A 24172-nucleotide genomic window follows, 5' to 3' on the forward strand; every position below is an offset into this window, starting at 1 on the left:
TTTCTAAACACGATCTCTGCCATTCTCAATTGAAAAGATGACGGGACAGGCGGATCATCCAAGCATCGAAAGGATGGTCCGCCATGTTTAGGCTTCTCTCGAAACTGACGCCGCTCAAAACATCCGACGACCGAAAGGACGATGCGCCGCTCGCCTGGGCGCGCGATCCGCTGCAGCATCCGGATCTCGAACGGATGGATGGGCGCGAACTCGGTGACCTGCCCTTCCCGGGTTGGCCGTGGCCACGCACGGCGGAGTGCACCGGCAGCCGCCTCTAGGACCTGCGGCTTTGAAGCTGCACTATGATATGCTGGCCGGATGAGCGACGATCTCGAGCGCAACTTCATCCGTGTCGTCAGGCTGGCGGAGGCCGCAGGCCTGCCCGAAGTGACGATCGGCACGTCCTACGGTACGCCGGCGCTGCTGGTGAAAGACAAGAGTTTTGTGCGCATGAAGGATGGCGAGACGCTGGTCGTCATGTGCGCGCTCGAAGAAAAGGAAATGCTGCTGGAGCTCGACCCGGGGCTCTACTTTCAAACGGATCACTACAAGGGCTGGCCCGCTATGCTGGTGCGGCTTTCGGAAATCGACGACCAAAGCCTAACCGGGCGGCTGGTTGCCGCCTGGCGCGAGAAGGCGCCAAGGCGGCTCGCCGCGAGCTTCCTCGAGCCAGGTCAGGCTCCGCCGCCGACCTTGTAGACCAGGCAGACCTTGCCACCATCCAGTCGCTTCACGTTATCGAGCTGCACATGATGGCGCTCCGCCACTGTGTCGAACAGCGCCTTGCCCTTGCCGACCACGAGCGGGTGGATGGTGAGACGCAGTTCGTCGATCAGGCCGTGGTCCATCAGGCTCGACACCGTGCGCGCGCCGCCGACGACATAGATAGTGCGGCCCGGCGCCTGCCTGAGCGTCTCGATTTCGGAGACGTCGCGCACGATCCTGGCGTTTTCCCATTCGACGTCGGAACGGGTTTTCGAGAGGACATAATGCGGCGTGCCAAGCGCAAAGTCCGCATATTCGATTTCTTCGGGCGTCGGCAACTGGCCGGTGAACTCCAGCGGCGCATGCGGGTCGCGCTTGATCGCGCTCCAATACTGCTCGTAGCCCGAATACATGCCGTTCCCGAGGACGCAGGCGTCGATCTCGGGCAGGAGGTCGAACGTATCCGACCAGGAATCGACCCAGTCCGTATAGCCATCCGGCCCGTCGATCAGACCGTCGATGGACATCTGCATGCCTGCAACCACCTTGCGCATCATCATTGTCTCCCTGTCGGCGTTACACGCCAAGGACGCGCGGCAGACAGGAAGCCCGACATCCCAGGCAAAATAATCCTGGTTACGCGAGGGACGTCGCCGAACGGACGGCTCTTCCATTTCCAAGCCGGCGCCTATACCGGTTAAGCGAACAGCCGGACAGGTATTTCCATGATCGTTCGCAACCGCCCCACCCTTTTGAAACTCTTCTTCATCCTCCGGGGTTCGGTCATCCAGCGGATCTTTCCGCAAGTGCTGTTCGTCTTTGCGCTCTCCGCCTTCGTCGTCTGGGCGCACCGCGTCGATCCCGGCCTGGTGCCGAGCGTCAGCAGCGGCCCCTTCGCGTTGCTCGGCATCGCGCTCTCCGTGTTTCTCGGCTTCCGCAACAATGCCTGCTACGACCGCTGGTGGGAGGCGCGGAAGGCCTGGGGACAGTTGATCTTCACCGCACGCGACCTCGCCCGCCAGACGCTGATCCTTGCCGGAACCGAGCGGCAGCGCCTGCTCGACATCACGATCGCCTTTGGCCACGCGCTGGTCTGCCATCTGCGGCCGGGAAGCGATGTCGGCAGACCGCTAGCGCGGCTGCCGACAGATCTCGTTGCCGGCTACAAGGCAAGCCGCAACGGACCGGACTTTCTGCTGCGCGAAATGGGCGGCATTCTCGCCGGACTGCACGGAACCGGCACGATCAGCAACTTTCAGTGGGCGCAGCTGGATGGCACGCTCGGCAAGATGTCGGCCATGCTTGCGGCCTGCGAGCGGATCCGCAACACCCCCGTGCCGTTCGGCTATACGCTGCTCCTGCACCGCACCGCCTATCTCTTCTGCTTTCTGCTGCCCTTCGGCTTTGCCGATGCGCTCGGCTGGGCGACGCCCTTCGTCACCGCGCTTGTCGCATACACCTTCTTCGGCCTCGACGCGCTCGGCGACGAACTGGAGGAGCCGTTCGGCGTGTTGCCGAACGACTTGCCGATCGTTGCGCTTGCCGAGACCATCGAAATCAACCTGCGCGAGGCGCTGGGCGAGACCAACCTTCCGCCTCTGCCGCAGCCGAAGAACTACATCCTGATGTAGCCGCAACTGCCGAGGCGTCAGACCTTCAGCATCGCCAGCACCCGGGCGACGGCCGGACGTGCCGTCATGCGGTTGCGGTGATCGACGATTTTTGGGAAGCGCGCGGGATCCACACCGTCCGGCTCGATCCAGCCGGCGACGGTGAAGAGATAGGGATCGGCGATCGAATAGCTGTCGCCAAAAACGAACGGCCCTTCGAACATCTTGCTTTCGATCAGTTCGTAGCAGGCGGTCATGTTGGAGGCGACCTTGGCCTTCATCGCCTCATGCGCGGCCGGATCGTCGGCCCAGCGTGCGCCACGGCGGCCGTGGGCGTGGGCAATATGCACCGTCGAGCAGAGGTAATTCAGAAACGACTGCAACTGCGCGAAGGCGAAGGCGTCGTTCGCCGGAGCGAGCTTCGCAGCTGGAAAGGCCTGCGCGATGTAGGTCAGGATCGCCGGCGTTTCGGTGATGACGCCCCTGTCGGTCACGAGCGCTGGGACCCGCGCCTTCGGGTTCACCGCGAGATAGTCGGGTTTGGTCTGCTCGGCTGTCGAAAAATCGACACGGCGCGCCTCGTATTCGGCGCCCGCTTCTTCCAGCGCGATATGCGAAGCCAGTGAACAGGTTGCGGGGGCGTAGAACAGTTTCAACACTTTGAGCTCTCCTCTGCGATCATGCGGACCGGTTGACGTGATGTCGATGGACCGAACCGGCTCTGTCAATTCCATGGATAGAAGCGGCATGCGAGCGGAGAACCGCGCGCTTCCTGCCGTGTCGCTCCAAAGCAAAGACCGGCTGCAGAAGAAAGGAAGTCACCCCGATTGACAAGCAGAAGTGGCAAGGCGCCGCAGATCGCTGCCGTCCGCGTTTAGGGGGGCCCGGCAGGCTACAACTGCCGGGCCTGCGCGTTCACGCGACCAGCGGCTCGCTGCAGCCGGGTACGTCCTCCAGGCGATAATAGACGGGAATGCCGCGCTCGCGGGCAATGCGCACGTCGTTATCGGCCCCCTTGCTGTCGCCCGGCAGGCGCAGAACCGCCTCGCAAAGCGCCAGCAACCGGCCCGCCACAGGATGAAAAATCTCCTCATAGAGATCGTCGCCGATCCGTGCGCCGCCAGCCGCATGCCAGACCGGCAGCGCCATCCACTCGCCGATCATCGGCACGTGGCCTGCCTTGAACAGCGCATAGGACGGCTCTTCCAGCCGCTTCAGGTTGGCGGCCATTTTCGCCGGGTCGTCCCCGGTTCCCGAACGATAGGGGCCTGCGATCAAGATCAGCATTTTTCTCTCCCGAGATGCTATGAACGATCCAGATTATTCTGGAATAATCGTGATATTTCGTGCAATATCGTGAAGAGTCAAGGAGACATTTCATGCTGACGATACAGAGGCGGGCTTTGATTTCGGCGCGACTGGCGCGAGACGGCGAGGTCGTTGCCAAGCGCATGGCTGACGAGTTGAACCTGTCCGAGGACACGATCCGGCGCGACCTGCGCGAAATGGCGGCGGAGGGACTGCTGAAGCGCGTGCACGGCGGCGCGCTGCCTCTGGTGCCGCCGCTGCCCAACTTTGCGGCGCGTCAGGAGATCGCCGGCGACGTCAAACGCCGGCTCGGACAAAAGGCGGCTGCGATGATCGAAGCCGGTCAGACAATCTTTCTCGATGGCGGCACCAGCAATGCAGAGATTGCCCGGGCGATGCCGCGCGACATGCGGCTGACCGTCGTCACCCACAGCCCGACGATCGCCGCCGAACTCGAGCGCCACGAAGCGGAGGTTATCCTGATCGGCGGGCGGCTCTACAAGCATTCGATGGTCGCGACGGGAGCAGCAGCGCTTGCAGCGATTGCCGGCATCCGAGCCGACCTGTTCTTCCTCGGCGTCACCGCCATTCACCCGGCCCACGGTGTTTCAACCGGCGACTTCGAGGAGGCGGCCGTCAAGCGGGCGATCCTCGGCCAGGCCGCGGAAACCTACGTGCTCGCAACGGTGGAAAAATTCGATGCGGTCTCGCCGCACCACGTGGCCGCGATCCCTGAGCTCTCGGGCTTCATCGTTCCCAACGAGATCAGCGACGACATGCTCGCCCCTTATGACGGCACGGACATTGCGATCATCGGCGCTTGATGGCGCACTGCGCCGACAGCGGAACGTCGGGAAAGTGAGCGGGCCGAGATGGCCCGCCACAGTTCAGGCGGCGAAAGCGTCGGTCACTCTGACGTCGCCGACATGGATGCCGTTCCAGTTGTGCATGGAATGGTTGGCCTGCGCCATCAGCGCCGCGTGCAGCTCGGGCTCGTCCCTGAAGAAGCGGGCAAGCGTTGCCGCGACCATGGCTTCGGCAGCCCGGGTCGTACCATCTTCGCACTTCAAAGCGATCGCGATGCCTTTTTCCGGAATGGCGGCGCAGAACACACCTTCCGCCCCGGTCTTGGCAAAGATGCGGCCGGGCGCCGTCTTCATCAGCCGCGTGCAGGCGCGCTTGGTGCCAGCAACGAAAAAGGGCTCGGCCATGCAGGCCTCGATCAGCCGCCGCGAGACGCGGGCGCGCTCGGCTTCAAGGCCGACGCCGGTCGCCATCTTCGCGAAACCGTGTGCGAGCCCCTTCAGCGGCACCGCATAGGTCGGGATCGAGCAGCCGTCGACGCCGCAATTGTCCTTGGCAAGGATCGCACCCGTCAGGCTTTCCATAGCGCCGCGGATTTCGCGCTGCAGCGGATGGTCGTAGCCGACATAACCCTTCACCTCCGTGCCCGAATGGCAGCAGGCACAGATGAAGCCGGAATGTTTGCCGGAGCAATTGTTGTGCAGCGCCGTCGGCGCTTCCAGGCTGCGGGCCTGGCCGATCAAGGTCTTCTGGTCGGACGACCAATGGGCGCCGCATTCGAGCGCCGAGACATCGCGGCCTGCGGCGGCCAGCATCTTGGCGGCCAGTTCCACATGTTCCGGCTCACCGGAATGGGACGAACAAGCAAGCGCCAGTTCCCGGTTGCCGAAGCCGTAGGCGTCGGCCGCGCCGCTTTCCATCAGCGGCAGCGCCTGCATCGCCTTGCAGGCCGAGCGCGGGAAGACGGCGCTGTCGGTTTCGCCCAGAGAGAAGACGGTCCGGCCGTCGCCGTCGACGGCAATGACCACGCCGCGGTGGCGGCTTTCGACGAGGTTTCCGCGGGTAACTTCGACGAGAACGGGATTTGACATGCCTTGCCCTCAAATATCCGAAATTGCTCCGTGCATTTAGCAGGATTTTACCGGCAAGGAACGGAGTTTTCATGAAATTCGCCCGCAGGCTGGCCGCTGCTTTTCTCGTCATTTACCTGCTGCCGGCGTTGGCCTCGGCCGGCTGGTGGTACATGCAGGACCGGCCGCAAAGCTGGCGCGACGCCGATTGGTCCTCGGCCGGGATCCTGCCGAAGGCAACGGAAAGCGCGGACGCGGCGATCTACGTGTTCTCGGCGACCACGGGCGGCATGAAGGGTGCTGTCGCGAGCCACGCCTGGATCGTGACCAAGAATGAGGGCGCTGCCACCTACGATCGCTACGACAAGGTCGGCTGGGGCAAACCGATCCGCAAGAACGGCTATCCGGCGGATGCACGCTGGTACTCGAATGAGCCGCGGCTGGTCGTCTCGGTGACCGGCGCTGACGCCACGCGGCTGATCCCGAAGATCGAGGCGGCGATCGCCAGCTACCCTTACGCTTCGCCTGGCGGCTACCGGATCTGGCCCGGCCCGAACTCCAACACCTTCGTCGCCCACGTGCTGCGAACCGTACCGGAACTCGGCGCCGTGCTGCCGCCGGACGCAGTCGGCCGCGACTATCTGCCGGAGGGAAAGCTGTTCCAGATCGATGCCGACGGGCGCGACCTGCACGCGACGCCTATGGCCTGGCCGGTATCTCGGCGGGTGTTCGCAGCGGCCTCGAGCTGCATTTCTTCGGCCTTGTCGCCGGTTTCGACTTCGCCAATCCCGGCATCAAGGTTCCGGCGATCGGACGCATCGGCATATGATGGTCCAGGCTTGACGGGCCATCGCTTAGGTTGAGCGCCGGTGATTTGCATTGCATGGTGCGCCGGTCGAATCAGGAGGACGCGCCCGCATGCATGAAATACCGATCAGGAGCTTTGCTGTTTCGGTTGTCGTTCTCCGCCCGGCTGGGAGCACCTTCGAGGTTCTCCTTCTCAAGCGCACCGGAACACTTGCGGGAACCTGGTGCCAAGTCGCCGGCGCGATCGAAGCGAATGAAACGGCCTGGCAGGCGGGCCTGCGCGAAGTCGAGGAGGAAACGGGCCTGCGGCCCGACCGCTTCTATTCCGCCGACATCTGCGAGCAGTTTTACGAGGCCGACCGCAATGCCATCAGCCTGCTGCCCGTCTTCGTCGGCTTTGCAGCCAAGGGCGCCACGGTCCGGCTCAATGCCGAACACAGCGCGTTTCGCTGGGTGAGCTTTGACGAAGCGCTCCGCATGGTGCCCTTTGCCGGGCAAAGGAAAGTGCTGAAGCATATCCGGGACGAGTTCGTCGACAACGAACCGAACCCTTGGCTGCTGATCCAGGAAACGGCGCCGGTCGGATCGGCCGGTTAGGCGAGGCTTGATGCTGAGCCAAGTGCTAAAAATGGAAAAGGGCCGCGCGAGGCGACCCTTCCATGAGTTTTGGCCGTATGACTGGCCCGGGCTTTCAGACCCGAAGGAAGGCGGGGATTATGCCGAGGGCTGCCTCGACACCTTCACCTCTTCCATGCCCTTCACCAAGACCGAAATCTCATTAGACATTGGACCACCTTCCTTTCTGTTCGTTGCTGATGATTTGAAGGTAAGCGATCCATCAGCGATTACAAGGGCGACGATGGTCGAAGATCGTTTTCCTCTTCGCCGCCGATCACAGGCCTGACGATCGTTCCGATCACAGGGACATGATGATCTTGCCGACATGGTCGCCCTGCTCCATCTGGCGATGGCCGTCGGCGACCGCGCTGAAGGGCAGGACGGAATGGATGACCGGCGCGACCTTGCCCGCTTCCAGCAGCGGCCAGACCTTCTCAACCAGACCGTCGCGGATCGCCTGCTTTTCCGCCGCCGTGCGCGGACGTAAGGCCGAGCCCATGACATGCAGCCGCTTGGTCAGGATCGGCGCGATGTTCGCCCCTTCAACCTTGGCGCCGCCGAGGAAGGCGATGATCGACAGACGGCCGTCCTTGGCGAGCGAACCGATGTTGCGGTCGAAATAGCGGGCGCCGACCATGTCGAGAATGACATCGACGCCACGCCCGCCGGTCTCTTCGAGAACGACCGTCTTGAAATCCTCGTCGCGATAGTTGATCGCCCGCTTGGCGCCGAGCGCTTCGCAGGCGCGGCATTTCTCGGTGCTGCCGGCAGTGACGAAGACCTCGGCGCCGAAGGCCTTGGCGAGCTGGATCGCCGTCGTGCCGATGCCGCTGGAGCCGCCGTGGATGAGGATGGTTTCGCCCGCTTTCAGCCCGGCCATATCGAAGACATTGGCCCAGACGGTGAAGAAAGTTTCCGGCAGGGCGGCCGCCTTCACGGCGTCATAGCCCCTAGGCCAGGCGAGCACCTGGGTCGCGGGCACCGCCGTATATTCCGCATAGCCGCCGCCATTGGCGAGCGCACAGACCTTGTCGCCGATCCGGAACCCTTGAGCCCCCTCGCCGAGCGCCACGACTTCGCCCGCCACTTCCAGGCCGAGGATCGGGCTTGCGCCCGGCGGCGGCGGATAGTCGCCCTTGCGCTGCAAAACGTCGGGACGGTTGATGCCCGCCGCCTCCACCCGAACGAGGATGTCGCCCGGCTTGAGCTCTGGCAACGGCCCCTTCGCGAGCACCATGTTTTCAGGCCCGCCCGGGGCTGGAAGGTCAACGAATTGCATTTCCAATGGAAGAGACATGGCACTACCTCGCGAATTCTCAAGGCGCATAGGTAGCGCCGGAAACGCGAGGCGAAAAGGCTGATTGTCGAACGACCGGCCGTCGAAAGCGCAGCTCAGCCGCCGAGTGCATCCATGACAAGACCGGTATCGCTCGCCTTGGCGCGCGACTTGATCTCGGCGATGCGGGCGCTGACGGCCTGGGCGTCGGAGAAAACAAAGCCTTCGGGCAGCCCAAGGACGGCGATCGAGCAGCGCATCAGCGGAAAATCCTTCGCCGAGCCGTCACGGCCGTAGCCGCTGATGCGGCCCTCCGCCTGATGCTCTGGCGAATAGAGCTGGCCTACGTCGGAGCGAAAATCGTCGAGCAGGCGGTTCAGCACCGCTTCCAGCTCCTCGACCGAACAGCCGCTGACACCGACGAAGAAGTCGTCGCCGCCGACATGGCCGAGGAATTTCTCCTCGCCGATGAAATGGCGGCGCAGCAGGGCGGCAAAGAGCGTGATCGCGAGATCGCCCTTCTGGAAACCGTAGGTATCGTTGAAGGGCTTGAAGTCGTCGAAATCGCAATAGCAGAAGTAACGCGCATGATCGCCGTCGAGGATCGCGTCCTGGACATAGTCGCGGATGGCGCGGTTGCCGGGCAGACCCGTCAGCGGATTCTGCTCCTGCGCCATCTTCAATTGTTTTTCGTTGATAATCTTCAAGAGCGACGAGGCCGAGAGCGTGCCGGCGTAGCGCATGTTCTCCGTCAGGATCAGGCAATCGCTGCCGTCCATGCCGGCGAAGATTTTCAGCATTTCATCCGCCGGCGTGTCGAGATCGGCAATCGGCGCCGGGCTGGCGAAGTGCGAAATCCGCCGCTGGTAGATCCGGTTCTTCAGGAGATCGCGGCCGAAAGGGTGATAGATCAGCTCCTTGACGTGATACTCGTGCAGGATGCCGCGCGGCTCGCCATTGGCGTTCAGGACCGGGAAGAATCCCTGGCGCGGATTGCGCCGGAAGAGATCGAAGACGGAATCGAGTTCGTCACTTTCGCGAACGGTCGGCAGTTGCTCGATCTGCTTGCGGATCAGGATGCCGTCCAGCGTCGACGAGGACCGCCGGCTGGCGACGCTCTGGTCGAGATGCGGATAGGCAGGCAGAAGTTCGCTCAGATGCGTCGTCGGCCGGGCGACGTAATAACCCTGCACCAGATCGCAGCCGAGGTCGCGACAGGTCAGAAACTCCGCCTCCGTCTCCACACCTTCGGCAATCACCCGCGTGCCGAGCACATGGGCGGTGTTGACCGTGTGGCGGACGAGATGGCGCTTGCGGGCATCGGCCTCGATGCCCGAGACGAAGTGTCTGTCGATCTTCACATAGTCGACCGGCTGGTCGCAGAGCAGCTTCAGCCCGTTGAAGCCGGCGCCGAAATCGTCAATCGCCAGCTTGAAACCGGCAAGCCGGAGATCACGCACGAGGGCCGAGAAATCCGGCATCTTGCCGCCATCGAAGCGCTCGGAAAGCTCGAAACAGAGTGACGACGGGGCGATATTGGCGCGCTTCAAGTGGTTGACGAGGCGTTCGACGATGTCGCCTTCACCGCCAACGAGGCGTGAGTCGAAGTTGAGGAACAGCGTGCGTGCGGAATGATCGGGCAGCGTCGCAAAGCCGGCGACGGCGCGACTGTTGATCATGTGTTCGAGCGCCAGCAGCTGCCCTTCTTCTTCCGCCTTGTCGAGCAGCTCCAGCGGCGAGGCAAAGCCGAGTTTCTGAAAGCCGCGCATCAGGGATTCGTAGCCGAAGACGGTGCCGGTCGCCGCTTCTGCGATCGGCTGGAAGGCGGTTTCGATCACCAACTTGGCGAGCGTTACGATCTGGTCGTCGCCGAACCGGCGCAACGAGAGAATTTCGGCGGGGGCGGCGGACATGCCGGGCTCCAGAAATATGGGACGGACGGTCGAACGCCGGCAGCATGGCCAGCAAGCGTCAACGAAGTCTTTCCCCATTATGAAGCTTTGATGAAAGCTATGTGACAGCCGCAACTGCGCCAATCAGATGCAAACACTCTAATGAAATCAGTAGTTTCATGAGCAAGTCCTGCGATCGGTCGGCGTCTGCCCCATCCTGACCGTCGCGCCAGGATGGTTCAGACGAGAACGAGCAATGTCAGGTATCCGGCACCGATGACCAGGCAGAGCGGACCGTAGATGCGACGGTCGAGCGTCACGAAGGGCTCCGTGCCGTGGCGTTGGTGGAACGCGGTGGTGAAGGCCAGGAGGCCACGGGCGACGAAGATGGCGGCAAGCCCGGCAAGGCCGCCATGGCCGAGGATCGGCGGCAAAAGCCCTGCAAAGACGGGCGTCACGGACAATGGCAGGAGCGCCGCCGCAAAGAGGAGTACGACGACGACCAGCGTCAGCCAGACCGGCGGCATCGCCGACCGGTGCTTCGTGCCGACCACCGTGCGGACAAGCGTTTCTTCGTCGTCACAGGGCCAAAGTCCGCCGAACGCCCAGTAGGCATGCAGCCCGGCGATACCGGAAAGAACGAGGAAAAGCAGGATCGCGATTGCCGCCAACATGATGGGTTCCTTGCTTGCCTGTGGGCGGACCGCCTCAAGCGGTCACGGTTGACGGAGACCCTTTGCCCGACCGCACGCCGATCGCCGCGAGCGCGGCCATGAGGAGAAAGGCCGCCCATTGCGGCGTGGTCGAGAGAGAACCGAGATGGGCAAGCCCGTAGCCGATGAAGAGCACCGCATAGGCGAGATATTGCACGATCACCGCAGCGGCCAGCGGCGCACGGTAACGCCCGTTCACGGCGGCAAACAGCAGGGTGATACTGTTGATCAGGAGGATGGCGCTCGTCGCGTGCCAGAGAAGCGAGACATAGGTTTTAAGCAGCGCCGAGGGGCTGCTTGCAAGCAAAGGCACATGCACCTCCGGCCCGCCGGCAAAGAGATGAATGCCCGTTGTCGCCAGGGACAGGATGCCCGCTGCCAGAAGCCATTTGCTCATGCCTTCGCCTCCAATCTTCACCATACGGCAGCGTATGTACGCGACCTGGTTGCATCAGTCAATACGGTGACGTATGGAAGGCTATGACGACAAAAAGTACCCTCACGAGCGATGATTGGATCAAGGCCGCCTTCCGCGCACTGACGACCGGCGGCGTGCAGGCGATCCGGGCCGAGGCGATCGCCCGCGACCTGAAGGTGAGCAAGGGCTCCTTCTACTGGCATTTCAAGGATGTGCCGGATCTGAAGGCAAAGATGCTAGCCCATTGGGCGCGCGAAGCGACAGACGCGATCATCGCGGAAATCGAAGCCGTGGAAGTAACGGCGCAGGAGCGATTGCGGTTGTTGGTGCATGCCGCGACCGACGAACGCAGCCTTCCCTATGGCGGCTTGCTGACGGACGGCGCGGTCCGCGAATGGGCGCGCTTCGACACCATGGCCGCCATGACCCTTAAGTCCGTCGACGAACGCCGCCTTGGCTACATTGCCGACCTGCTCGGTCATTGCGGATTTTCGTCAAGTGAGAGTCGCAGCGGCGCCAGCGCGCTCTACGGCGCGCTGATCGGACTTGAGGCGCTCGCTGCAAACGGTCTTGCTGATCTTCGCGGCGATCTGCTCCGGCTGCTCGAGGCGCTGCTCGGCAGCAGAACCTCGCGCTAAACTCAGCCCTTGGCCAGAACGCCGAAGGCGATCAGCGACAAGCCCTGCATGACGAGGTCGACGGCGAGAAACAGGCCGAGGATCCAGAGGCTGTTGACCGGCCAGCCGGCAGCGATGATCAGGCCGGCCACAAGCGTGACCAGACCGCCGAGTGCAACCCAGCCCCAGCCCTGCAGCGGCCTGAGCTTCAGGCCAACCCAGATGCGGAAGCAACCCGCGACGATCAAGGCGATCGCCATGATAAAGGTGAGGAAGGACGAGGCGAGCACGGGATTGATGAAGGCAAAAAGGCCGGCGATCGTATAGCAGGCGCCGCTCAGGCCCCAGTAGAGCACGCTGTCCCAGCCCTTTACCTGAAAGGCGTGGGCGAGGTTGAACAGCCCGCCGACCAGCATGATGATCCCGACATAATAGACGGACGCGACCGTCGCCATCAGCAGATTGCCGAAGGCAAGGCCGCCGCACATGATCAACAGCACGCCGAGGGCGACGAACCACCCCCATTTACCGGCAACCGCTGACTTGTCGGCTCGATCGAATGCGTGGGTCATCTCAACCTCCAGTCCTTTGCAACGCGAGATCGCTAACGCGGGGATTGAGCCGGATTTCTGCACAAAAGGAAAGTGAAAACACAGTCGATTTTTATTGATTGATGAGTCAATCAAAAATAGACTGATCATCGTCAAGGGAGAGACGGATGCCGAAGGTCGGGATGGAACCGGTGCGCCGCAAGGCGCTGGTCGACGCAGCGCTGCGCGTGATCGGCGACCAGGGCACGCTTGCCGTCACCATGTCCGAGATCGCCCGCCACGCCGGCGTTTCCCCTGCCCTTGCCCACCACTATTTCGGCAGCAAGGAACAATTGCTGATCGAGACCATCCGCAGCCTTCTAAGGCAATTGCGCGACGACACGGTGACGGCGCTCCGCACCGTGGCAGGCCCGCGCGAAAGGCTGAGCGCGCTCATCCGCGTCTCCTTCCAGGCAAGCCAGTTCGCCCCCGATACGATCGCCGCCTGGCTTGCCTTTTACTCGGAAGCGCAGCGCTCGGAAGAGGTGCGGCGGCTGCTCGTCGTCTATGCCCGGCGCCTGCGATCCAATCTGCTGGCGAGCCTCAAGACGCTTTGTGCCGATGATGACGCGGAACGCATTGCCGAAGGCGCAGCTGCGATGATCGACGGGCTCTATATCCGCCAGAGTCTGCGCTCCGCGCCGATCAGCATCGAAGCTTCGATCGCACTTACCGAAGACTATGTCACCTCGCACATCGATCGGCTCACATACCAGGGAACGGCCGCATGACCGCAAGACCGAACATCCTGATCATCATGGTCGACCAGCTGAACGGAAAGTTCTTTCCCGACGGACCGGCCGCGTTCCTGCATGCGCCGCACCTGAAGGCACTCGCCGCCCGCTCGGCCCGGTTCCGCAACAATTACACCTCGTCGCCGCTCTGCGCCCCTGCCCGCGCCTCGTTCATGGCCGGGCAACTGCCGAGCCGCACCCGCGTCTACGACAACGCCGCCGAGTACCAGTCGTCGATCCCGACCTATGCACACCACCTGCGCCGCGCCGGCTACTACACGGCGCTGTCGGGCAAGATGCATTTCGTCGGCCCGGACCAACTGCACGGCTTCGAGGAACGGCTGACGACCGACATCTACCCGGCCGATTTCGGCTGGACGCCGGACTATCGCAAACCCGGCGAGCGCATCGACTGGTGGTACCACAATCTCGGCTCGGTCACCGGCGCCGGCGTCGCCGAGATCACCAACCAGATGGAATATGACGACGAGGTCGCCTTCCTTGCCAACCAGAAGCTCTACCAGCTGTCGCGCGAAAACGATGACGCGGAGCGCCGCCCCTGGTGCCTGACGGTCTCGTTCACCCACCCGCACGACCCTTACGTGGCGCGAAAGAAGTTCTGGGACCTCTACGAGGATTGCGAGCATCTGTTGCCCGAGGTCGGCATGCTGCCGGACGACCGGCAGGATCCGCATTCCAAGCGCATCATGCATTCCTGCGACTACGTCAATTTTGACCTGACGGAAGACAACATCCGCCGCTCGCGCCGCGCCTATTTCGCCAACATTTCCTATCTTGACGAAAAGGTCGGCGAACTTCTGGATACGTTGACGCGCACCCGCATGCTCGACGACACGCTGATCCTCTTCTGCTCGGATCACGGCGATATGCTTGGCGAGCGCGGCCTGTGGTTCAAGATGAACTTCTTCGAGGGGTCGGCCCGCGTGCCGCTGATGGTCGCCGGACCGGGTGTGACGCCCGGCCTGCATCTGGCGCCGACCTCCAATCTCGACGTGACGCCGACGCTCGCCGATCTCGCCGGCATCTCCCTGGACGAGGTCAAGCCCTGGACCGATGGCATCAGCCTGGTGCCCATGATCAACGGCGAGGAGCGCTCAGAGCCGGTGCTGATGGAATATGCGGCGGAAGCCTCCTACGCGCCGCTGGTCGCCATCCGCGAAGGCAAATGGAAATACATCCACTGTGCGCTCGATCCCGACCAGCTCTACGATCTCGAAGCGGATCCGCTGGAACTGACAAACCTCGCTGCCAAGCCCGAAACGCCGGTACAGGCGGCAACCCTGCAGGCGTTCCAGGACATGTGCGCCGCCCATTGGGACATGGCGGCCTTCGATGCGGCCGTGCGTGAAAGCCAGGCCCGGCGCTGGGTGGTCTACGAGGCGCTCCGGAACGGCGCCTATTACCCTTGGGATCACCAGCCGCTGCAGAAGGCATCCGAGCGCTACATGCGCAACCATATGAACCTCGACAATCTCGAGGAATCCAAACGCTATCCGCGGGGAGAATGACATGAAAGCCCAACCGCAAGCCTCGCACTTCATCGACGGCGAATATGTCGAGGACATCGAAGGCACTGTCATCGAGAGCATCTACCCGGCGACCGGCGAAGTGATCGCCCGGCTGCATGCGGCAACGCCGGCGATCGTCGAAAAGGCGATTGCCGCTGCCAAGCGCGCCCAGCCGGAATGGGCGGCTATGAGCCCGACGGCGCGTGGCCGGGTCCTTAAGCGCGCCGCCGAGATCATGCGCGAGCGCAACCGCGAGCTCTCCGAGCTCGAAACGCTCGACACCGGCAAGCCGATCCAGGAGACGATCGTCGCCGATCCGACCTCCGGCGCCGACAGTTTCGAGTTCTTCGGCGGTGTCATCGCCACGGCGCTCAATGGCGACTACATCCCGCTTGGCGGCGACTTTGCCTATACCAAGCGCGTGCCGCTTGGCGTATGCGTCGGGATCGGCGCCTGGAACTATCCGCAGCAGATCGCCTGCTGGAAGGGCGCGCCGGCGCTCGCCGCCGGCAACGCCATGGTCTTCAAGCCCTCGGAAAACACGCCGCTCGGCGCCCTGAAGATCGCCGAAATTCTCGTCGAAGCCGGCCTGCCGAAGGGCCTCTACAATGTCATCCAGGGCGATCGCACCACCGGGCCCCTGCTCGTCAACCATCCCGACGTCGCCAAGGTATCGCTGACAGGCTCGGTCCCGACCGGCAAGAAGGTGGCGGGTGCAGCAGCGGCCGAACTCAAGCACGTCACCATGGAGCTTGGCGGCAAGTCGCCGCTGATCGTCTTCGACGACGCCGACCTCGAAAGCGCCATCGGCGGCGCCATGCTCGGCAACTTCTATTCGACCGGCCAGGTCTGCTCGAACGGCACCCGCGTCTTCGTGCACAAGGGCATCAAGGAACAGTTCCTGACGCGGCTCAAAGCCCGCACCGAGGCGATCGTCATCGGCGACCCGATGGACGAGGCAACGCAGCTCGGGCCGATGGTCTCGGCGCCGCAGCGCGACAAGGTCTTCTCCTATATCGAGAAGGGCAAGGCCGAAGGTGCGCGACTGGTGACCGGTGGCGGCATTCCGAATGCGGTCAATGCCGAAGGCACCTATATCCAGCCGACCGTCTTTGCCGACGTCACCGACGGGATGACGATCGCCCGCGAGGAGATCTTCGGGCCTGTCATGTGCGTGCTCGACTTCGACGACGAGGCCGAGGTGATCGCCCGCGCCAATGCCACCGAATTCGGCCTTTCGGCCGGCGTCTTCACCGCCGACATTACGCGCGCCCACCGCGTCGTCGACCAGCTGGAGGCCGGTACGCTGTGGATCAACACCTACAATCTCTGCCCGGTGGAAATCCCCTTCGGCGGCTCCAAGCAATCCGGCTTCGGCCGCGAGAATTCGGTCGCGGCGCTCAACCATTATAGCGAGCTGAAGACCGTCTATGTCGGCATGGGACCGGTGCAGGCGCCGTATTGAGATTGTTGATTTGGCCCTCCCCCTAGCCCTCTCCCCGCTCGCGGGGAGAGGGGACGAGGCCTGCTCGCCAGACCACACGCGGCAACGCATAGGGACGTCAGAGAGGGAGCAAGACATATCCGCGTTTTCCTTCTCCCCGCCTGCGGGGAGAAGGTGGCGGCAGCCGGATGAGGGGCGGATCCCTCACCGTGCGTATGAGCGGCGCATCCCGTCACTGCGGATGAGAGGCATGCCGAGGGGCAACGATTAAAAGAAAGACCACGCTTATGCAGGCAGATTACATCATCATCGGCTCCGGCTCCGCCGGCTCGGCGCTCGCCTATCGCCTCTCAGAAGACGGCAAGAATACCGTCCTGGTACTGGAATATGGCGGAACGGATGCGGGGCCGTTCATCCAGATGCCAGCAGCGCTTGCCTGGCCGATGAGCATGAAGCGCTACAACTGGGGCTATCTGTCTGAGCCTGAGCCGAACCTCAACAACCGCCGCATCACCGCGCCACGCGGCAAGGTGATCGGCGGCTCCTCCTCGATCAACGGCCTCGTCTATGTGCGCGGCCATGCGGAAGACTTCAACCGTTGGGAAGAACTCGGCGCGCGCGGCTGGGCCTATGCGGATGTGCTGCCCTATTTCAAGCGCATGGAAAACAGCCACGGCGGCGAAGCCGGCTGGCGCGGAACCGACGGACCGCTGCACGTTAAACGCGGCCCGGTCCACAATCCGCTGTTCCATGCCTTTATCGAGGCCGGCCAGCAGGCCGGTTTCGAACTCACCGATGACTATAACGGCTCGAAGCAGGAAGGCTTCGGGCTGATGGAGCAGACCGTCTGGCAGGGCCGGCGCTGGTCGGCGGCAAACGCCTATCTGAAGCCGGCGATGAAGCGGCAGAACGTGTCGCTCGTGCGTTGCTTCGCCCGTCGGATCATCATCGAGAACGGCCGAGCGAGCGGGGTCGAGATCGAGCGCGGCGGCAAGATCGAGGTCGTCAAGGCCAACCGTGAGGTCGTCGTCTCGGCCTCCTCGTTCAATTCGCCGAAGCTCTTGATGCTCTCGGGCATCGGCCCGGCCGAGCACCTGAAGGACATGGGCATCGAGGTGAAGGTTGACCGACCAGGCGTCGGCGCAAACCTGCAGGACCATATGGAGTTCTATTTCCAGCAGATTTCGACCAAGCCCGTGTCGCTCTATTCCTGGCTGCCCTGGTTCTGGCAGGGCGTTGCCGGCGCGCAGTGGCTGTTCTTCAAGAAGGGCCTCGGCATCTCTAACCAGTTCGAGGCCTGCGCCTTCCTGCGCTCGGCCCCCGGCGTCAAGCAGCCAGATATCCAGTACCACTTCCTGCCGGTGGCGATCAGCTACGACGGCAAGGCGGCCGCCAACACCCACGGCTTCCAGGTGCATGTCGGCTACAACCTCTCGAAGTCGCGCGGCAACGTCACGCTGCGCTCCTCCGATCCGATGGCCGACCCCGTCATCCGCTTCAACTATATGAGCCACCCGGAGGACTGGGAGAAGTTCCGCCACTGCGTGCGCCTCACCCGCGAGATCTTCGGCCAGAAAGCCTTCGACCACTATCGCGGTCCGGAGATCCAGCCGGGCGAGAAAGTCCAGTCGGACGAACAGATCGACGCGTTCCTGCGCGAGCATCTGGAAAGCGCCTACCACCCCTGCGGCACCTGCCGGATGGGTGCCAAGGACGACCCGATGGCGGTGGTCGATCCGGAGACCCGCGTCATCGGTGTCGAAGGGCTTCGTGTCGCCGACAGCTCGATCTTCCCGCACGTGACCTACGGCAACTTGAACAGCCCGTCGATCATGACCGGCGAGAAGGCGGCCGACCACATTCTCGGCAAGCAGCCCCTCGCCAGATCGAACCAGGAACCGTGGATCAATCCGCGCTGGCAGGTCAGCGACAGATAGTTCGCGGCAAGGCGAACTTTTTTGCCGGCGATCGACGGCCGCATGTCACATTCGCCGGTGTTATCTTGTCTTGTCTTCTCGAGTGCTTGAGATGAAGGAGACGAAGATGACAGCGAAGCCCGATCCGCATGGGACCGCCGCAGCGGTGATGCCATCATGGCCTCGTGTGCGCGCTAGCCATTTCGGGGCCGGCCGCGCCATATCGCAGCGGGGCGCGTGATGGCCGGGATGATCGACGAAGACGTCAGAACGACCTTCGGCGCGGTACGCCCGCGACTGATCCGCATCGCCTATCGCATGCTGGGCTCCGTCAGCGAAGCCGAAGATGTCGTACAGGAAGCATTCCTGCGCTGGCTGAACGCCGACCGTGCGGCCGTCAAAGAACCATCGGCATTTCTGGGCCGGATCGTGACACGCCTTTGCCTCAACCAGTTGAAGTCGGCACGGCGGCGGCGCGAAACCTACCTCGGGCCATGGCTGCCGGAACCGGTCGTCGAGCAGTGCGACGAACTCGACGACATTACCCTGCCTCTGATGATGGCACTGGAACGCCTGTCGCCGCTGGAACGAGCGGCCTTCCTGCTGCACGACGTCTTCGGTGTCAGCTTCGATGAAATCGGCGAGACGCTCGGCCGCAAGGCAGCAACCTGCCGTCAACTGGCCAGTCGTGCCCGTGTCAATGTCCGCGAGACCCGCCGCCGATTTGCGATGCCACGGGAACAGGGCATGGAAATCGCCGCCGCCTTCTTTGCCGCTTCCCGTGGCGGCGATTTGCACAAGCTCCGTTCGCTGCTTGCGACCGGCGCGATCGTCTATGCCGACGGCGGCGGCAAGACAGTGGCGCCAAGACGGCCGATCGTCGGAATAGACGAAGTGATAATGCTGCACGCCTCGCTGAGGCTGATCTTTGCCCGGGCGATGTCGCGGCTCGTGCGTTACGAATTCATCAATGGGCTGCCCGGTTTTATCACCATCGAAGACGGGGTCCTGCAGACCACCGCGATCGAGATCGAGCGGGATAGAATCACCGTCATCTATGTCACGCGCAATCCGGACAAGCTAAAACACCTCCCAGAAGCGCTGACATATCTCGATGCTCCGGCCGTTCATTGAGTGACGGGTGACCGCGCCCTAACGATCGCGCCCCCGCGCACAGGCACCAGAGCCGACAGCTCTGCTGATCGCCCCTGCTCCAAACAAACTTAACCTGCCACGCGCCGAAGGCGCGTGCCTCTACTCGCTCGGCAGGCCCAACACCAAACCATAGGAGACCAAACCATGAGCAACATATGCATTGCCGTCATCTACCACAGCGGATACGGGCACACGGCACGCCAGGCCAAGGCTGTTAAAGCCGGTATCGAGCGCGTCGACGGCGCACAAGGTCTGCTCCTAGCGGTTGAGGATGTACCGGCACGGTGGAACGATCTCCGCTCGGCCGAGGCGATCATTTTCGGCACGCCGACCTATGTCGGAGGCCAGTCAGCCGCGTTCAAGTCATTTCAGGAAGCGAGTTCCAGTGCCGTGATGGCCAAGGGCTACCTTTGGAAAAACAAGTTTGCTGCCGGTTTCACCAACTCGGGAACCGCCTCGGGCGATAAACTCGCGACGCTGATGCAACTTGCTCTCTTTGCTGCCCAGCATGGCATGCACTGGATCAACCTCGACCTACCACCGGCCAACCACTCGACCAAAGGATCACCTGACGATCTCAACCGGCTTGGCTTCTGGCTGGGCGCCGGCGCCCAGTCCTATGTCGACCAGGGCGCCGATCTGGCGCCGCCACCATCCGATCTTGAGACGGCAAGTCATCTCGGCCAACGCGTGGCCGAGACAACGCTGCAATTCGTGCGAGGAAGAACGGTCGAACAGGAGCCTGCCCTTCCCGCGTGGAGAACGGCAGGCGAGCGATAGGATCAGCGTCAGAGAAAGCCGATCCAGCGGCCGGCGAGCAGAGCACCCAGCCATGTGACCAAGGAGGCAAGCGCCTGCGCACGCAGGCGCAACGCAACGGCTCCCCCTGCGCGCGCGACCGACCAGGCCGTACCCACGCGGACCGACAGTGCATTGAGCGTTCCGATTGCCAGCAGCGCGAGCTTGGTCAGAAACGCCGGATTGGCGAGATAGGCCGAAGGCCTGACGCTGAAGAGGCAAAAGCCGGTGACGATCGCCATCGCCAGGCCGATCGCAGCCGCTTGCGCCAGAAAGGGTCCAAGCACCGCGACGGGCGCATCACCGACAAGCCCGAGCAGCCTCAGATCAAGCGGTACGATCGCGCCGATGAGCAGGCCGATCGCGAGAATATGAGCCGCGTTGACCACGAGATAGAGGATCGCCGAGCGTCTGAGCGCCGCGCCCACCGGCCAGCCGGCGATCCACTCGACGAGTTCCGCGCCGCTCATCCACCGGCCCGGATGCGTTCCGGATAGATGTCATAGGTCTTGCCGGCGACCGTGATGCGCACCGCCTTCATGCGCTTTTCGTTCGGGTCGAGCGAACGGTTGCCGAGAACGATGATCTCGTCACCGGCCTTGGCCGATCCCTCGACAAAGCCTGAGCGCTCCGTCTGGCGGGGATTGCCGAGTTCGACGTGCCACATGCCATCCGTGGACGACTCCACCTGTAAGGTCGGATGCGGCGGCGCCATCGAGATCTCGCGGATGGTGCCCTTGAGCTCGATCTGGTCGGCCTCGGCCCAGGACCATCCGTGATGGGCATAGGCGCCGGTAACCAGAAGCCCCGTCAGGATGATTGCGACAACGCCACGGCGTGAAATGGCATTCAACATGTCCCTGCTCCTTCGCCTGTTTCGGAGAGGTGGCAGCTTGAACCCGAAGAGCGGTTTGCGAAAGGACGCGGTCTTCAACACTTCTTGAGCATCGCAGACAGCCACCGCCTATGGTTGCGATAATCTTGGGTTGCGCGAACTTTAATCAACAGCTTAAAATTTAGCCATTCTTAATCTCCGGTTGTTATGTCTATATGAGACGGAGTGAACGCTGGGCGAACATGCCATGACGGCAGTTTCGCCGCGCAATATCGCGTGCTCCATCCCATCATCGACATCACTCCCCTGCCAAGGCGAGCTCGCTTACCGATGCCTTTGCGGCCATGCCCGCGGCCATCGGCCGAGGATGATTTGCCTTGCGGGCAACCGCGGAGCGTTATTCATGACAATCAAAGCACGCCTGCTCGTCTGTCTGTCCCTGCTCGCCGTCGCCATGCTGGTCATGATCGTTACGGCCTTCAGTGCGCTGACTTCCATCTCCAAACGCACTGAATCGATTGTCGCCGACCGGTTGCTGCCGGTCGACCACTTGAAGACGGTGTCCGACATGTATGCGGTCGAAATCGTCGACACGAGCCATAAGGTCCGCAGCGGCGCCCTAGACTGGGCGGCCGGCGCAAAAGCGATCGACACGGCGCTTGCGACCATCGATACGCGCTGGCGCACCTACGAAGCCACACGACTCACGCCGGAGGAAAAGACGCTGACCGAGATTTTCGACAGGGCGCGCATCGCAAGTGATGCGTCGATCCGCGATCTCGTGCAGATCATGCAGCGTCAGGACAAGGCCGAACTCGAACGCTTTGTCGATACCAAGCTCTACTCATCAGTCGATCCCCTCGCCGCGCCAATCAGCGACTTGATCAAGCTGCAGCTTTCCGAGGCTAACGGCGAACTCGAAGCGGCGAATGCCGAGAAGGACAACCTGACACTCTGGCAAAGTGTGATTGCCGGCTTCGCCCTGCTCATGCTTGGCGCGACCGTCTGGTTCGTCATTGCCGGCCTGCTGCGCCCGCTGACGAGCCTGCGCGAAGCCATGCGCCAGCTTGCCGCCGGCAATCTCAAGGCACTGATCTTCGGCGAAGGTCGCCGCGACGAAATCGGCCAGATGGCCGGCGCTGTCGCCGTCTTCCGAGACAATGCGCTGGAACGCGAGCGGCTGGAGCAAGAGGCCGAAGCCGGTCGTTCGCTGTCTGAACGCGAGCGTGAACAGCGCGAGGCACAGAAGGCGAAAGAGGCGGCCGAGGTCCAGGCGGCAGTCAGCGCGCTCGGCTTTGGTCTCGATCGCCTTGCCGAAGGTGATCTGACCTTCCGCATCGACACGCCGCTTGCCGAACGGCTCGACGCGCTGCGAACCAACTTCAACAGCTCGGTCACCAACCTCGAAGAGGCACTGCGCTCGGTCGGGGAGAATGCCCGCAGCATCAATGCCGGCGCCAGCGAAATCCGCTCCGCCGCCGGCGACCTCTCCAAGCGCACGGAACAACAGGCCGCCTCGGTCGAGGAAACCGCAGCCGCGCTCGACCAGATCGCCACCACCGTCGCCGATGCCAGCCGGCGCGCGGAAGAGGCGGGCACGCTCGTCACCCGCACCCGAGGTGCTGCGGAGAAATCCGGCGAAATCGTCGGCAATGCCGTCACCGCCATGAGCGGCATCGAAGCCTCGTCGCGGGAGATCTCCAGCATCATCGGCGTGATCGACGACATCGCCTTCCAGACGAACCTCTTGGCGCTCAACGCCGGCGTCGAGGCGGCTCGCGCCGGTGAGGCGGGCAAGGGTTTTGCCGTCGTCGCCCAGGAAGTGCGCGAGCTTGCCCAGCGCTCGGCTCAGGCTGCCAAGGAGATCAAGGTGCTGATCGCCACATCCGGCCAGCAGGTCAAATCCGGCGTCACCCTGGTGCGAGAGACCGGCGCGGCACTCGAAAGCATCATCGTCGAGGTCAAGGAGATCAGCAACCACGTGACGGCGATCGTCGAAAGCGCCCGCGAACAGGCAGCCGGCATCCAGCAGATCAATACGGCGGTGAATGCCATCGACCAGGGCACGCAGCAGAATGCGGCGATGGTGGAGCAATCGACCGCCGCCAGCCACAGCCTTGCCCGCGAGGCCGGCGCGCTCAACGACCTCCTGATGCGCTTCAGGACCGGCAACGGCTCTTCGGCAGGACCACGCCTCGTGGCAAGTGGTGCCACGGAAAGTGCAGCCCCCTCGCCCGCACGTGCGTTGACCCGCAAGCTCGCCGGCGCCTATCGCGGCGGCGCGCGACCACAGGAGGACGGCTGGGCGGAGTTCTGACGATCAGGCTTCGGCCGCAAAACAAGGAGACGCGAGCCGCAGGGTTCGCGTCTCTAGCTTTTGCCACATACAGTATTAAATCTAGTAAATTAATAGTCTATATTCGGTTTTTCGCTGCTTTTCGATCTGAGAGGCAGATTTGCTCCAAACAAACAGCATTAGAAACCGCTATTTCTGTCCATTGTCCTGTTCGGCTGCGATATTCCGCCCAAGTTGGAACAGGACGCAGCCATGACCACGTCATCCCTCGAAACCACCGCCAAGGCACTGAACGAGAGGCTCGAAAGCCTGGATCTCGCCGGGCGGCTGGCGCTCGTTGCAAGCCTTGAAGGGCGGGCAGTCTTCACGACCTCGCTCGGCATCGAGGATCAGGTGATTACCGCCGCGATCGGCAAGAACAAGCTTGCCGTCGATGTCGTCACGCTTCAGACCGGTCGTCTCTTCGATGAGACCGCGGCGCTGATCGACAAGACGGAAGAAGCCTACGACATCCTGATCAAGCGCTACCATCCGGAAAAGGCCGACATCGATGCCTATGCGGCGCGCTACGGTCTCAACGGTTTCTATGAAAGCGTCGAAGCGCGACATGCCTGTTGCGACGTGCGCAAGCTGAAGCCGCTTGCGCGCGCACTCGAAGGAGCAAGCTTCTGGGTTACCGGGCTGCGCCGCGGCCAGTCGGGCAACCGTGCCTCCACGCCCTTTGCCGAGGCAGATGCCGAACGCGGCCTGATCAAGATCAATCCGCTGGCCGACTGGGACATCGAGACCATCAACAGCTACGTCGCCACGCACGCCGTTCCGGTCAACCCGCTGCACGCCCGCGGCTATCCGTCGATCGGCTGTGAGCCCTGCACCCGCGCCATCAAGCCCGGCGAGCCCGAGCGCGCCGGCCGCTGGTGGTGGGAGAACGACGAGAAGCGCGAATGTGGTCTGCATGTTCCCGAGGCCGCCGCAAGCTCCATCATCCCCAATTCGAGCAGCGCCGCCTGAGGCTGGCGCGCTCGTCCGAAGACAAA

The 24172-nt window shown here is 63.0% G+C and carries 26 protein-coding genes and 1 pseudogene; 16 read left to right on the forward strand and 11 right to left on the reverse strand.

What is annotated here, in order from left to right; translation table 11 throughout:
• Positions 1-83: 83 nt before the first annotated feature.
• Entirely contained in the window at positions 84-278 is a 195-nt protein-coding gene (locus ASD01_RS30465) for a hypothetical protein (RefSeq protein WP_034789229.1), read from the forward strand.
• A gap of 40 nt (positions 279-318) precedes the next feature.
• On the forward strand, positions 319-699 hold the full coding sequence (locus ASD01_RS30470; RefSeq protein WP_034789228.1) for an MmcQ/YjbR family DNA-binding protein: 381 nt from the start codon (positions 319-321) through the stop codon (positions 697-699).
• On the opposite strand, the gene ASD01_RS30475 is transcribed toward ASD01_RS30470, so the two are convergent.
• Positions 675-1265 (reverse strand): dihydrofolate reductase family protein, encoded by a 591-nt coding sequence (locus ASD01_RS30475; protein ID WP_234798734.1) that lies wholly within the window; start codon positions 1263-1265, stop codon positions 675-677. The two genes, ASD01_RS30470 and ASD01_RS30475, sit on opposite strands and share 25 nt — an antisense overlap.
• 165 nt (positions 1266-1430) lie before the next feature.
• Here ASD01_RS30475 and ASD01_RS30480 point away from each other — a divergent pair, with 165 nt between their 5' ends.
• Positions 1431-2336: a bestrophin family protein gene (locus ASD01_RS30480; protein ID WP_060644841.1), complete on the forward strand. Its 906-nt coding sequence runs from the start codon at positions 1431-1433 to the stop codon at positions 2334-2336.
• A 17-nt stretch (positions 2337-2353) separates the two neighbouring features.
• Here ASD01_RS30480 and ASD01_RS30485 read toward each other — a convergent pair whose 3' ends face one another.
• Both ASD01_RS30485 and ASD01_RS30490 read right to left on the reverse strand, forming a co-directional pair.
• Complete coding sequence (locus ASD01_RS30485) at positions 2354-2974, reverse strand: glutathione S-transferase family protein (RefSeq protein WP_034789436.1); 621 nt, start codon at positions 2972-2974, stop codon at positions 2354-2356.
• A 256-nt stretch (positions 2975-3230) separates the two neighbouring features.
• Complete coding sequence (locus ASD01_RS30490) at positions 3231-3602, reverse strand: NUDIX hydrolase (protein WP_034789226.1); 372 nt, start codon at positions 3600-3602, stop codon at positions 3231-3233.
• A gap of 92 nt (positions 3603-3694) precedes the next feature.
• Between ASD01_RS30490 and ASD01_RS30495 the strand changes: the two genes are divergently transcribed.
• Complete coding sequence (locus ASD01_RS30495) at positions 3695-4447, forward strand: DeoR/GlpR family DNA-binding transcription regulator (RefSeq protein ID WP_034789225.1); 753 nt, start codon at positions 3695-3697, stop codon at positions 4445-4447.
• A gap of 63 nt (positions 4448-4510) precedes the next feature.
• Here ASD01_RS30495 and ASD01_RS30500 read toward each other — a convergent pair whose 3' ends face one another.
• Positions 4511-5518 carry an asparaginase gene (locus tag ASD01_RS30500; protein WP_034789224.1) on the reverse strand — a complete coding sequence of 336 codons (1008 nt, stop codon included), beginning with the start codon at positions 5516-5518 and terminating at the stop codon, positions 4511-4513.
• Between the two features lie 71 nt (positions 5519-5589).
• On the opposite strand from ASD01_RS30500, the pseudogene ASD01_RS30505 reads away from it, so the two are divergent.
• The 3 genes and pseudogenes from ASD01_RS30505 (at position 5590) to ASD01_RS30515 (ending at position 7208) form a co-directional block, all read left to right on the forward strand.
• Positions 5590-6326, forward strand: a pseudogene (locus ASD01_RS30505) (DUF3750 domain-containing protein).
• Positions 6327-6415: 89 nt separating this feature from the next.
• The gene (locus ASD01_RS30510) at positions 6416-6901 is read left to right on the forward strand and encodes an NUDIX hydrolase (RefSeq protein ID WP_034789222.1); all 486 of its coding nucleotides are present in this window, start codon (positions 6416-6418) and stop codon (positions 6899-6901) included.
• Positions 6902-6911: 10 nt separating this feature from the next.
• Positions 6912-7208 (forward strand): hypothetical protein, encoded by a 297-nt coding sequence (locus ASD01_RS30515; protein ID WP_034789220.1) that lies wholly within the window; start codon positions 6912-6914, stop codon positions 7206-7208.
• Between the two features lie 12 nt (positions 7209-7220).
• On the opposite strand, the gene ASD01_RS30520 is transcribed toward ASD01_RS30515, so the two are convergent.
• The 4 genes from ASD01_RS30520 to ASD01_RS30535 all read right to left on the reverse strand — a co-directional run bounded on the left by ASD01_RS30520 (position 7221) and on the right by ASD01_RS30535 (position 11200).
• On the reverse strand, positions 7221-8219 hold the full coding sequence (locus tag ASD01_RS30520; RefSeq protein ID WP_034789217.1) for an NAD(P)H-quinone oxidoreductase: 999 nt from the start codon (positions 8217-8219) through the stop codon (positions 7221-7223).
• A gap of 95 nt (positions 8220-8314) precedes the next feature.
• Positions 8315-10111 carry a GGDEF domain-containing protein gene (locus ASD01_RS30525; protein WP_034789215.1) on the reverse strand — a complete coding sequence of 599 codons (1797 nt, stop codon included), beginning with the start codon at positions 10109-10111 and terminating at the stop codon, positions 8315-8317.
• A 218-nt stretch (positions 10112-10329) separates the two neighbouring features.
• Positions 10330-10764: a DUF3995 domain-containing protein gene (locus tag ASD01_RS30530; RefSeq protein WP_051659152.1), complete on the reverse strand. Its 435-nt coding sequence runs from the start codon at positions 10762-10764 to the stop codon at positions 10330-10332.
• Between the two features lie 34 nt (positions 10765-10798).
• Entirely contained in the window at positions 10799-11200 is a 402-nt protein-coding gene (locus ASD01_RS30535; protein ID WP_034789430.1) for a hypothetical protein, read from the reverse strand.
• Positions 11201-11283: 83 nt separating this feature from the next.
• On the opposite strand from ASD01_RS30535, the gene ASD01_RS30540 reads away from it, so the two are divergent.
• Positions 11284-11859: a TetR/AcrR family transcriptional regulator gene (locus ASD01_RS30540; protein ID WP_034789212.1), complete on the forward strand. Its 576-nt coding sequence runs from the start codon at positions 11284-11286 to the stop codon at positions 11857-11859.
• A 2-nt stretch (positions 11860-11861) separates the two neighbouring features.
• On the opposite strand, the gene ASD01_RS30545 is transcribed toward ASD01_RS30540, so the two are convergent.
• Complete coding sequence (locus tag ASD01_RS30545; protein ID WP_034789210.1) at positions 11862-12410, reverse strand: HdeD family acid-resistance protein; 549 nt, start codon at positions 12408-12410, stop codon at positions 11862-11864.
• 146 nt (positions 12411-12556) lie between these two features.
• On the opposite strand from ASD01_RS30545, the gene betI reads away from it, so the two are divergent.
• From betI to ASD01_RS30575, 6 genes are all read left to right on the forward strand, one after another.
• On the forward strand, positions 12557-13159 hold the full coding sequence (gene betI / locus ASD01_RS30550) for a transcriptional regulator BetI (protein WP_034789209.1): 603 nt from the start codon (positions 12557-12559) through the stop codon (positions 13157-13159).
• The gene (gene betC / locus ASD01_RS30555; RefSeq protein ID WP_034789207.1) at positions 13156-14691 is read left to right on the forward strand and encodes a choline-sulfatase; all 1536 of its coding nucleotides are present in this window, start codon (positions 13156-13158) and stop codon (positions 14689-14691) included. The genes betI and betC overlap by 4 nt, the downstream gene beginning before the upstream one ends.
• Before the next feature lies 1 nt (position 14692).
• Complete coding sequence (gene betB, locus ASD01_RS30560; RefSeq protein ID WP_034789204.1) at positions 14693-16156, forward strand: betaine-aldehyde dehydrogenase; 1464 nt, start codon at positions 14693-14695, stop codon at positions 16154-16156.
• Between the two features lie 266 nt (positions 16157-16422).
• Complete coding sequence (betA, locus tag ASD01_RS30565) at positions 16423-18072, forward strand: choline dehydrogenase (RefSeq protein WP_060529828.1); 1650 nt, start codon at positions 16423-16425, stop codon at positions 18070-18072.
• A gap of 219 nt (positions 18073-18291) precedes the next feature.
• Positions 18292-19185, forward strand: coding sequence for a sigma-70 family RNA polymerase sigma factor (locus ASD01_RS30570; RefSeq protein WP_051659150.1), 894 nt, complete (start codon positions 18292-18294; stop codon positions 19183-19185).
• Positions 19186-19350: 165 nt separating this feature from the next.
• The gene (locus tag ASD01_RS30575; RefSeq protein ID WP_034789198.1) at positions 19351-19986 is read left to right on the forward strand and encodes a flavodoxin family protein; all 636 of its coding nucleotides are present in this window, start codon (positions 19351-19353) and stop codon (positions 19984-19986) included.
• Positions 19987-19994: 8 nt separating this feature from the next.
• Here ASD01_RS30575 and ASD01_RS30580 read toward each other — a convergent pair whose 3' ends face one another.
• Together ASD01_RS30580 and ASD01_RS30585 are read right to left on the reverse strand one after the other, a co-directional pair.
• Positions 19995-20474: a DUF6644 family protein gene (locus ASD01_RS30580; RefSeq protein ID WP_060529829.1), complete on the reverse strand. Its 480-nt coding sequence runs from the start codon at positions 20472-20474 to the stop codon at positions 19995-19997.
• Positions 20471-20860, reverse strand: coding sequence for a DUF6152 family protein (locus ASD01_RS30585; protein WP_034789195.1), 390 nt, complete (start codon positions 20858-20860; stop codon positions 20471-20473). Before ASD01_RS30585 ends, ASD01_RS30580 begins: the two co-directional genes overlap by 4 nt.
• Positions 20861-21242: 382 nt before the next feature.
• Here ASD01_RS30585 and ASD01_RS30590 point away from each other — a divergent pair, with 382 nt between their 5' ends.
• Together ASD01_RS30590 and ASD01_RS30595 are read left to right on the forward strand one after the other, a co-directional pair.
• Complete coding sequence (locus ASD01_RS30590; RefSeq protein WP_034789192.1) at positions 21243-23156, forward strand: HAMP domain-containing methyl-accepting chemotaxis protein; 1914 nt, start codon at positions 21243-21245, stop codon at positions 23154-23156.
• Positions 23157-23387: 231 nt separating this feature from the next.
• Positions 23388-24146: a phosphoadenylyl-sulfate reductase gene (locus ASD01_RS30595; RefSeq protein ID WP_034789190.1), complete on the forward strand. Its 759-nt coding sequence runs from the start codon at positions 23388-23390 to the stop codon at positions 24144-24146.
• Positions 24147-24172 lie beyond the last annotated feature (26 nt).

The sequence above is a fragment of the Ensifer sp. Root423 genome, from assembly GCF_001426275.1.
Lineage (GTDB): Bacteria > Pseudomonadota > Alphaproteobacteria > Rhizobiales > Rhizobiaceae > Ensifer > Ensifer adhaerens.

What these genes read in the sequence shown, in the direction of transcription:
- ASD01_RS30515 (WP_034789220.1), top strand. Translation starts at nt 6,912, where the DNA reads ATGCTGAGCCAAGTGCTAAAAATGGAAAAGGGCCGCGCGAGGCGACCC.
- ASD01_RS30540 (WP_034789212.1), top strand. Translation starts at nt 11,284, where the DNA reads ATGACGACAAAAAGTACCCTCACGAGCGATGATTGGATCAAGGCCGCC.
- ASD01_RS30525 (WP_034789215.1), bottom strand. Translation starts at nt 10,111, where the DNA reads ATGTCCGCCGCCCCCGCCGAAATTCTCTCGTTGCGCCGGTTCGGCGAC.
- betA (WP_060529828.1), top strand. Translation starts at nt 16,423, where the DNA reads ATGCAGGCAGATTACATCATCATCGGCTCCGGCTCCGCCGGCTCGGCG.
- ASD01_RS30475 (WP_234798734.1), bottom strand. Translation starts at nt 1,265, where the DNA reads ATGATGATGCGCAAGGTGGTTGCAGGCATGCAGATGTCCATCGACGGT.
- ASD01_RS30535 (WP_034789430.1), bottom strand. Translation starts at nt 11,200, where the DNA reads ATGAGCAAATGGCTTCTGGCAGCGGGCATCCTGTCCCTGGCGACAACG.
- ASD01_RS30500 (WP_034789224.1), bottom strand. Translation starts at nt 5,518, where the DNA reads ATGTCAAATCCCGTTCTCGTCGAAGTTACCCGCGGAAACCTCGTCGAA.
- ASD01_RS30575 (WP_034789198.1), top strand. Translation starts at nt 19,351, where the DNA reads ATGAGCAACATATGCATTGCCGTCATCTACCACAGCGGATACGGGCAC.
- betI (WP_034789209.1), top strand. Translation starts at nt 12,557, where the DNA reads ATGCCGAAGGTCGGGATGGAACCGGTGCGCCGCAAGGCGCTGGTCGAC.
- ASD01_RS30520 (WP_034789217.1), bottom strand. Translation starts at nt 8,219, where the DNA reads ATGTCTCTTCCATTGGAAATGCAATTCGTTGACCTTCCAGCCCCGGGC.
- ASD01_RS30480 (WP_060644841.1), top strand. Translation starts at nt 1,431, where the DNA reads ATGATCGTTCGCAACCGCCCCACCCTTTTGAAACTCTTCTTCATCCTC.
- ASD01_RS30495 (WP_034789225.1), top strand. Translation starts at nt 3,695, where the DNA reads ATGCTGACGATACAGAGGCGGGCTTTGATTTCGGCGCGACTGGCGCGA.
- ASD01_RS30545 (WP_034789210.1), bottom strand. Translation starts at nt 12,410, where the DNA reads ATGACCCACGCATTCGATCGAGCCGACAAGTCAGCGGTTGCCGGTAAA.
- ASD01_RS30570 (WP_051659150.1), top strand. Translation starts at nt 18,292, where the DNA reads ATGGCCGGGATGATCGACGAAGACGTCAGAACGACCTTCGGCGCGGTA.
- ASD01_RS30595 (WP_034789190.1), top strand. Translation starts at nt 23,388, where the DNA reads ATGACCACGTCATCCCTCGAAACCACCGCCAAGGCACTGAACGAGAGG.
- betB (WP_034789204.1), top strand. Translation starts at nt 14,693, where the DNA reads ATGAAAGCCCAACCGCAAGCCTCGCACTTCATCGACGGCGAATATGTC.
- ASD01_RS30590 (WP_034789192.1), top strand. Translation starts at nt 21,243, where the DNA reads ATGACAATCAAAGCACGCCTGCTCGTCTGTCTGTCCCTGCTCGCCGTC.
- ASD01_RS30580 (WP_060529829.1), bottom strand. Translation starts at nt 20,474, where the DNA reads ATGAGCGGCGCGGAACTCGTCGAGTGGATCGCCGGCTGGCCGGTGGGC.
- ASD01_RS30510 (WP_034789222.1), top strand. Translation starts at nt 6,416, where the DNA reads ATGCATGAAATACCGATCAGGAGCTTTGCTGTTTCGGTTGTCGTTCTC.
- ASD01_RS30490 (WP_034789226.1), bottom strand. Translation starts at nt 3,602, where the DNA reads ATGCTGATCTTGATCGCAGGCCCCTATCGTTCGGGAACCGGGGACGAC.
- ASD01_RS30465 (WP_034789229.1), top strand. Translation starts at nt 84, where the DNA reads ATGTTTAGGCTTCTCTCGAAACTGACGCCGCTCAAAACATCCGACGAC.
- ASD01_RS30585 (WP_034789195.1), bottom strand. Translation starts at nt 20,860, where the DNA reads ATGTTGAATGCCATTTCACGCCGTGGCGTTGTCGCAATCATCCTGACG.
- betC (WP_034789207.1), top strand. Translation starts at nt 13,156, where the DNA reads ATGACCGCAAGACCGAACATCCTGATCATCATGGTCGACCAGCTGAAC.
- ASD01_RS30470 (WP_034789228.1), top strand. Translation starts at nt 319, where the DNA reads ATGAGCGACGATCTCGAGCGCAACTTCATCCGTGTCGTCAGGCTGGCG.
- ASD01_RS30530 (WP_051659152.1), bottom strand. Translation starts at nt 10,764, where the DNA reads ATGTTGGCGGCAATCGCGATCCTGCTTTTCCTCGTTCTTTCCGGTATC.